Origin of the sequence: Knoellia flava TL1 (genome assembly GCF_000768675.1) — a bacterium.
Taxonomy (GTDB): domain Bacteria; phylum Actinomycetota; class Actinomycetes; order Actinomycetales; family Dermatophilaceae; genus Knoellia; species Knoellia flava.
The window spans coordinates 1-1,526 of record NZ_AVPI01000086.1 but is presented as its reverse complement, the minus strand read 5'-3'; the positions used below and the strand labels follow the sequence as shown (position 1 = coordinate 1,526).

Sequence of the window (1,526 nt, the reverse complement as noted above, 5' to 3'; positions counted from 1 at the left end):
ACGGGTCCTTCGCCTTCATCGACCCGGACGCATCGAGCATCAGCAGGAGCTTGCCCGGCACCGGTTTGTCCGCAGTCGGGCTCGTGGCGGCGGCAGGGCCGGCCATCAGCAAGATGGCGGTCGAGGCAGCGACAACCGCCGTGCGGAACCTGTTCATGCGATCGGTCCTGTCGTTGTGTCGGCATGGGAATGCCTGCGGCGCATGGCGTATGCCGTCGCGGCGCCTCCCAGGAGAACGAGGGCGCCCAGCCCGCCCCAGAGCGCGACCGGCGTGGCCGACTCGGCGTCCCCTGAGGGACGTGTCGAGCCTGCGGCATCCGGCGTCGGGCTTCCGTTGGTGACACCGTCAGCGGCCCGCGAGGCCTGAGCTGATGGTGCGGTGCCGGCATACGCCGGTTGCCCCGACGTGGTGCCGTTGACGGCGATGGAGAACTTGATGGGGATGGGCACTCCCGCGAGGTTCTTGCCGCCGTGTTCGGTCGTCATACCGACGGACACGTAGTAGTCACCGGCGAGCGAGAAGCCAGCTGCGACCTTGGACCATCGGTTGCGATACTTCACAGCCGGGATGACGTTGACCATGCTCCTGGCGTTGTTCTCCGCCTCGTAGACCCACAGGCTCTCGAGGCCATCCCACGTGTCCACGGGGATCCGGTCGGGTGAGAGGACGTGTCCGTAGAGGTGGAGCCTGTCGCGCAGGCCGCGGTCGTACAGAGAGGGGTCGGCGGGGCCATCAACCGATATGACAGCGGACTGCCCCCAGTCGACGGCGACCCGGAAGAAGGTCTCCTCGCCGGGAATGACCGAGGTGACGTATGTCCCGGGCGTGAGGCGTTCCGAGTCGGAGAATGATGCGCCGCCGATGACGGTGGGTCCGGACGCCGATGCTGGTGACGCCGCCTTCGGGTCGATGCTCGTGACTGCCCCGGGCAGTTGCGACTCGTTCGTGACGGGCGGCTCCTCGACGTATCGAATCTCGGTCGGGGCCGGGCCGCCGTTGCCTGATCTGGCCGTGCTGAGAATGAGAGTGTCGGTGGTTGCGCACTCGTCGGGGCCTGCCTCGCCCAACCTCGGGTCCTTTGGAATGGACGACACGGAGGCAGACACGATCTCGCTGCGACCCGTCTCGGAACGGATCAACTCAGAAGCCTGCCCACACACCTTGTTGTCCTCGGTCCTGAGGTAGAGGTGCCATCCCTCCACCGCGACCGTTGCGTCCCGGCCCGGTGGACGGGACGTGACGCTGATGCGAGGGGTCGATCCGGGGATGGTCCGCTTGATCCGGTAGTAGAGAGTCGTCTCGAAGCCACCTGTCGTCCGGGCCTTCTCGCGGCCCGAGCCGCCGAATGTATCGACGTACTGGCCAGGCGCGAGTTCCGGTGCACCGTCGATGGTCTCGTAGGCACCCTCGATGGGCTTGCCCGAGACGGTGAAGGGGCGGAGGGCGCGTTGGCTGAGCTTGTTCAGCGAGGTGGTGAGGGCGTCGGCGTCCCGTGCGTCGTAGTAGGTGCCGTTGCCGGCGTCGG

1 pseudogene is annotated in these 1,526 nt (G+C 67.2%); it reads right to left on the bottom strand.

The annotated features are described in order from the left end of the window. Positions 1 to 153: 153 nt before the first annotated feature. Positions 154 to 1,526, bottom strand: a pseudogene (locus N798_RS16490) (hypothetical protein); the annotation flags it as partial.